Source organism: Nostoc sp. LEGE 06077, from assembly GCF_015207705.1.
Lineage (GTDB): Bacteria > Cyanobacteriota > Cyanobacteriia > Cyanobacteriales > Nostocaceae > Nostoc_B.
This window is the reverse complement of sequence record NZ_JADEWI010000108.1, coordinates 1-7,620: the sequence shown is the minus strand read 5'-3', so window position 1 is coordinate 7,620 and position 7,620 is coordinate 1. Positions and strand designations below refer to the sequence as shown.

Here is a 7,620-nt window from a genome sequence, read left to right as displayed (position 1 = left end):
TGCCTAAAATGAGACGAACTAGGCAAAGTTATCATTTGTATTTCTTATCAATCAAGGCTAAAAAATGGGTCATTTTTACAGAAATTTACAAGGTTGCCCCTGGTTGCACGAACCTTCTATTTACGCCATATGGGAAGAGAAATTATAAACTCTGTCCTCTCACTCAGAACAGAATTAACTGTGATTTTACCACCGTGTTTTTCTTCGACAATTTGACGGGCGATCGCCAAACCTAACCCAGTACCTTTCCCTACAGCTTTGGTAGTAAATAAATGGTCAAATATTTTTTGTTTTACCTCTTCGCTCATCCCCTTACCATTATCAGCAATGGAGATTTGCACGGATTTATCTACTATTGATGTGGTAATTATAATAGAGTTAGGATGAGATTGAATTTCCTCAAAACTCCGTCCGTGATTCGATTCCTCTAATGCGTCAATAGCATTCGCCAAAATATTCATGAATACCTGATTTAATTGCCCAGGGAAACATTCTATTTGTGGTAAATTACCGTAGTGATTAATTACCTCAATGGCGGGACGTTGTTCGTTAGCTTTGAGACGATGTTTGAGAATAAGAATAGTACTATCAATGCCTTCATGAAGATTAAATGGTACTTTGTAATCTCTATCAGTACGAGAGAAAGTGCGTAGGGAAGTGCTGATGTTTTTTAATCTATCGCACGCCATTGTCATAGAATCGAGCATTTTAGGCAGGTCTTCTATGGTATAGTCTAAATCAATTTCTGACTCGTGGCCGAGGATTTCTTCAGTTTTATCAGGTAAAGTTTCTTGATAGATTTTCAAATGTTCAATAATATCGGCAAAGGTGGGTTTGGCTTGTTTGAGAGTAGCCGCAATAAAGCCCAGAGGATTATTCATTTCGTGGGCGACACCAGCAACTAAGTTACCTAACGCCGACATTTTTTCACTTTGGATAATTTGTAAATTTGCTTGTTGTAAATCCAGTTCAGCTTGTTTGCGTTCGCTAATATCTAGTAACAAGCCATCCCACACTAAGGTGCCATCAACTAGTTTTTCTATTCGCGCTTCACCGTGAATCCATTTAGTAATTCCAGAGGGGGTAACAATTCGTCCCTCCCACAGCCAAGGAGTCAAGGTTTGAACTGAATATGCTACGGACTGACGATGAGATTCAGCATCCAGAGGATGCGTCAGATCCATGATGATCTGCACATTGGCGATCGCTTGTTCGGCGGTGATTTCATAGAGGTCATAACAGTCATTACTAATGTACGCCATTGACACCGAACCATCAATTGCCATTAGGAATTGATACACCACCCCAGGAACATTATCTACTAAATTATGAAAGCGGGATTGAGCAGTTTTTAACTCAGTGAGCGATCGCTTTAATTCTTGGGCAGATTCCTGAGAACGTTGATAAAGTTGGGCATTTTCTAGGGAAATGGCGGCTTGAGCGCAGATGACATTCAGTAATTCGACGCGTTCGCTTGTAAACGCTCCTGTTACTAAATTATTTTCCAAATATAAAATCCCCAGTAATTTGCCTTGATGTAAAATCGGACTACACAAAATACTCTTTGGCTCTTGACGGATAATATAGGGGTCGTTGGCGAAAGTGATATCTGCGTTTGCATCCAATAAGACAACAGTTTGTTGACTATGCTTGACTTTGTAAATCAGCTTGTGGGGAATATCTTGGCTGTCTTCAATCGCAAGACTTTGCAACACAATGGGTTGTGTTCCTTGAGTAATTGCACCTTGAATTAGTAAATCATTGTCTTGCAAAAGCATCAACACACATTTATCAGCCCCCGCATTTTCGATGACGATCTCAAGCAACGATGAAAGTAGTTTTTCCAGTTCGATTTCGCTGGAGATAGTTTGGGAAGCTTTGAGAATGGTAGCTAAATCAAGGGAATGAGAAACACTGCTACTGGTGGAAGTGGCGGAACTAGTATAGGTGACGCTCCCCAAGGTGAAGAGAGTTTCGTGAGCGGAGAGAGGAGAACGGGTTTGCTGTAATATGGGAGCCAGCAGTTGGGGATAGCATCTTTCTAAGTCAGCGACCTTGGCTTTAGCACCCCAACGAGCATAGCCGTAGTAGGCTTCGGTCATATATTCTTGGGCTATCCGCTGTTTGCCCCATTTCAGGTAAAATTTGGCGGCGAGTTCGTTGGCAAGTGCTTCTTCTTGGATATATTCGTTTTCTTTGGCTAGAGTTATGGCGCAATCGTACATTTCCATTGCTTCGGCTTTTTGTCCTAGCACTCGGTAGCGTTCTGCTTCTACCAAATGAAATTTGTGCAGGAAGTTAATAGGGGACTGATCTGCCCAAAGGCGGAGGTTTTGCTGATTATTCTCTATCTGCTGAAAGTAATTACTTTGTGTATTTGTATCAACGTTTTCGCAACATTTCAATAATGACAATGACCAAAAGAAATTGTGTATGAACACTGAAAATACCCCAGGAATTGCCAAGGTATGTGGATATGCTAAATTGCCATTTTCAAGAGCTTGACTATATTCACCATAAAAATAGTGAAGAATTAATTTCGATACATAAACTGCAACCAGAGGATTATGACTGTTGTCCTGGATTAGTTGAGGTAGTCTCTGATGTTCATTAAAACTCTCACCGTTCAAAGTTACTAAGTTTTTCCCTGGATTCAGTAAATTGTCGGTGAACTGTTTCCAAATACTACCTAATTCTCTACTAAACTCCTGTGCAATTTCTTTCCCAGAAATTTGAATGTATCTCTCTTGTTTTCGATTGACTTCTGGTAAGTATTCGCCTACCCATAAGAGATGATGACATAAATGCATTGTGGCATAACCTGCATATTCAATATCACCATTATCTAATCCCTGTTTTAATGCTTCTAATAATGATGGTATTGTATTTTTTAAATGTTCTCTCCAACATTGCACATGGGCTGCAAAGAGGAGATTAACTTTACATTTAAACTGACGACTATCATAAACTTCTAAGAGTTTTAACGAAATTTTCCCAGCATGATACCCATCTTTGATCTCTCCTTGACCACACTTGAGCCAACCGTAAGCAGCATAGGCATAACAAGCAAGTTCTGACCTGCCAAATTCTAAGGATAGGTTAATCAGGGTGAGTACAAATTCTCCAAATCTGTTAGTACTCAAAAATACTGCTGGCAGAACACTGATCAACATTTGCATAGCTGCTATTTTATAGGGATTGGTCATTTCTCCCATATTTTCAATCTGAGAAAGTGTAGGTAAATTCACACCTTTCTTTACTGATTCTGGGCTGGCGATCTGAACATCTAATTCATCTAAAATTTGCAAACCTAATTCTAGAGAATTTGCCAATTGGTTTTGTATCGCCAAGCATTGAATCTTTAAATCATAAATTTTAATTTTGTCGAAAATTGTCTGCGATCCCTGCAACGCCTGTGCTGCGAGATGTTCCATCGTATCGAATTCGCCATTTAAATAGGCAGTCTCGGTAGCCGCAATATAGAGCTTGAGGGTCAATTCATACTGATTATGCCAGCAATTTGTCTGTAGTAGCTCAATCCCGGTTTGTAGATAGACTTTTGCTGCACCATAGGCTGTAGAATTTTTTGCCCTGCGTCCGGTCTTTAAATTTAATTGCGCTAATGTTTCCCGAACACTTGGTTGAGTGATTAACTTAATTCCTAAGTTCAAATGTCTGACAATATCAAATAGTTTTTCTTCTTGTTCTATTTCTGAAGAGTTTTGCTGAAGCAACTGTCCAATCTTGAGGTGAGTTGCCTGCTTTTGGTCATCAGGAATTAAAGAATAGGCGGCTTGCTGGACGCGATCGTGCAAAAATCGATAGGTCGGATTAACTGTATCTTCTGCCTGGGACTGTTCTGCACCCTGATAAAACTTGTAAATCTGACTTGTGGGTAAAACCAAGCCTTCCTGCAAGGCTTTCCACAATGCTGTTGCGGCATCGGTTATTGATTTTTCTGAAACTATAGCCAATGTCTCTAAATCAAATTGAGCGCCAATACAGGCAGCTAGTTTGAGGACATTTTGGGTTTCATCGGGCAACTTTTGCAATTGCAGCGCCATGAACTCCACCACATCATCAGTAAGCGAGAGCGATCGCACTGCTACCATATCGCACTGCCAATGTCCAACTTGCAGATCGTAGGCAATGTAGCCCTCCTGATGCAGGGTTTTGAGAAACTGCGTGGCAAAGAAAGGGTTGCCTTTGGTTTTTTGATAGATTAACTCACTCAAGGGTTGCGCTAGAACAGTTGTACAACTGAGGGTGTCGGCAACCAAACGATTGATGTGAGATTGACTTAATGGGGTGAGGGTAAGGGTGCTGATAGTTGCTGAGGCTTTCTTCATCTCCTCCAATGTCAGCATTAGTGGATGAGTGGGGAAGACTTCGTTATCTCGGTATGCCCCAATAGTCAGCAGATAGCCCACTTCGCTTTGACTCATCAGCACTTGCATCAAGCTCAATGAGGCTGAATCTGCCCACTGCAAGTCATCGAGGAATATCACTAACGGATGTTCTGCTGTAGCGAATACGGCAATGAATTTCTGGAATAGCAAGTTGAAGCGGTTCTGGGCAGCACTACCTGAAAGCTCAGGAGCAGCAGGTTGTTTGCCGATAATCTGTTCGAGTTCGGGAATGACTTCAATTAGGACTTGCCCGTTCTCACCCAAAGCTGAGAGGATTTTGTCTTTCCACTGCGCCACCTGAGTATCGCTTTCACTCAATAGTTGTGCCATCAAGTCCCGGAAGGTTTGCACAAAGGCGCTCAACGGGATGTTGCGGTTGAACTGGTCATATTTCCCTTTGATGAAGTAGCCGCGTTGCCGCACAATCGGTTTATGAACTTCGTTGACGACGGCGGTTTTGCCAATCCCAGAAAAACCTGCAACTAGCATCATTTCTGTTGCGCCTAAGCTGACTCGCTCAAAAGCTTGGAGCAGGGTTTCTGCTTCGGTTTCTCGTCCATAAAGTTTGTCGGGGATGATGAAGCGATCGCACACATCCCTAGACGCAATTTCAAAACTCTGAATTTCACCAATTTCTTGAAGTTGAACTAAACATTTTTCTAAATCAAATTTCAGCCCCAAGGCGCTCTGATATCTGGATTCTGCGTTTTTCGCCATCAGTTTCATCACGATATCACACAAAACTTGAGGAATTTCTCTCCCCTTTATCTCACTTAAGTTCGGTGGATTTTTGGCAATATGACAATGGACTAACTCCATTGGATCTTTGGATTCAAAAGGTAACTTTCCTGCCAGTAATTCGTAGAAAGTTACTCCCAAAGAATAAAAGTCACTTCGATAGTCAATCCCCCGATTCATTCGACCTGTTTGTTCGGGGGAAATATAAACGAGTGTCCCTTCTAATCCATTGGGATTTATTAAAGTTTGTGTTTCTCGTGGAAGTAAAGAGGCAATACTAAAATCGATTAATTTAATTTGTTTGGTTTCGGGATTAATTAAGATATTGCTGGGTTTAATATCTTTATGAATAATCCGTTCTCGGTAGAGTATATCTAAGGTATTGCATAGTGCGATCGCAATTCGTAAAAACTCTTCACTAGACGCGATATATTGCATCTGGTCAGCGATGAAATAATCTTTCAGAGAAATCCCCCCAAAGTCTTCCATCACCAGCGCATAGCCATTTTGGTATGGTTCTAGGCTGTAGGTTTGAACGATCAGAGGAGAGTTGAGATTTTTAGCAATGGTGTACTGATTCCGAAACGACAAGAGTTCGTTAAAATCCGGATATGGATTTTTCAGCAGTTTAATTGCTACAGGTAATAAGTTAGCCTCTCGATATCCTCTATAAACTACGGTTCTGGAACCATTGTAGAGTTCTTCGCTGATGCGATATCCGGGAATATTGATCGTGCTATTAAACATACTGCTAAATCCTAATGATTTACAGATTTAGTATTCCCAGATATATCAAGTTATTTTTTAACATAGCAAAAATTTACACCGGAATTTCGATGATAAATTCTGTACCCTCTCCTGGTGCAGAAATGCAGCTTAACTGACCTCCATGTTTTTCTACGACAATCGAATAGCTAGTTGATAATCCCAAGCCTGTACCACTACCTACGGATTTCGTCGTAAAAAATGGATTAAATATATTATTTTTCACGGACTCACTCATCCCTACACCGTTGTCTGCAATGCGAATTATTACCTTTTTTTGTTCTTTTGATTCCGTCTGAATAATAATAGTTGGTTGGCGACTTTTATCTGATTCTTCTAAGGCATCAATGGCATTATTGATAATATTCATAAATACCTGATTCAGAGCAGATGCATAGCAATTAACTAAAGGTAATTGACCATATTTTTGAATAACTGCAATTTCTGGATGTTTACTATTATTCTGAAGTCGATGCTGCAAAATTAACAGCGTGCTATCAATACCAGAGTGAATGTCTACTGGTTTGATTTCTGATTCATCCAAGCGGGAAAAATTTCGCAGTGACAACACAATTTGACAGATGCGCTTTGCTCCTACCCTCATCGATGACAGGAGCTTTTGTAAATCCTCCACCAGAAATTCTAATTCAATCTCGGCGATTTTTTCGGCAATCTCTGGCAATGGTTGCGGATAAAGTTGCTTATATAAGTTATTTAATTCAATTAAGGATGCAACGTATTCACTCGCTGGTTCTAAGTTGCCAGAGATAAAATTAATTGGATTATTAATTTCATGAGCAATTCCAGCAACTAGCTGTCCCAAACCGGACATTTTTTCTGATTGAATGAGTTGGGCTTGAGCCGAGTAGAGTTTCTCTAATGTTAATTCTAGCTGAGTTGCTTTTTCTGTTATTTCCTGGGTGCGTTCTTCTACTTTTTGCTCCAAAGTATGGGAATAGTTATCTAATTTGTGATATAGTTGGGCGTTTTCTAGAGAAATAGCTACTTGAGTAGTGAGAAGTTTGAGAACTTGTAGGCGATCGCTAGTAAATACTCCCACCGTTAGGTTATTTTCCAGGTACAAAATGCCAATCAGCTTGCCTTGGTTGAGAATTGGCGCACAGAGAATACTCTTAGGTGAATGGCGCAGAATATAGGGGTCAGCCGCCAGGGTTGGCTCAACTACTGCATTCTCAATTACAGTCAAGGTGAGAGTATTTTTCACCCGATTGATTAGGGCAACAGGTACTGTTTGACCATTATCATCGGGTAGCGAACGCAAGATAATCGCAGGCTGTCCGAGTTGGGATAATGCCTCAATTACCCAGCATGAACCTTTTGGCATCAGCAACGCACATTTATCAGCACCAGCAATTTCAAGTATGACCTGAAGTACGGTCGAGAGTAATTTCTCCAACTCAATTTCACTAGAGAGAGATTGAACAGCTTTGAGAATGCTTGCCAGATCGAGGGCTTCTGAAAAGCTAGTATTACCGAAAGTGGAACTTTGGAGGGTGTGAGAGGAAATCGTTTCCGTGGGTGTGAAAGATAGTTGCTGTTTCTGCAAAATTGCTACGAGTAGGCGTAAATAGAAGGTTCGTGCAACCAGGGGCAACCTTGTAAATTTCTGTAAAAATGACCCATTTTTTAGCCTTGATTGATAAGAAATACAAATGATAACTTTGCCTAGTTCGTCTCATTTTAGGCA

General features: G+C 40.7%; 1 protein-coding gene and 1 pseudogene. Both read right to left on the bottom strand.

What is annotated here, in order from left to right; all coding sequences use genetic code 11:
- Positions 1-116: 116 nt before the first annotated feature.
- Entirely contained in the window at positions 117-5,894 is a 5,778-nt protein-coding gene (locus IQ244_RS31740; RefSeq protein WP_193900639.1) for an ATP-binding sensor histidine kinase, read from the bottom strand.
- A 73-nt stretch (positions 5,895-5,967) separates the two neighbouring features.
- Positions 5,968-7,509 (bottom strand): annotated as a pseudogene (locus IQ244_RS31735) (ATP-binding protein); the annotation flags it as partial.
- Positions 7,510-7,620 lie beyond the last annotated feature (111 nt).

Bases quoted from the DNA above. Each gene is read 5' to 3' on its own strand.
- IQ244_RS31740 (WP_193900639.1), bottom strand. From the start codon at position 5,894: ATGTTTAATAGCACGATCAATATTCCCGGATATCGCATCAGCGAAGAA.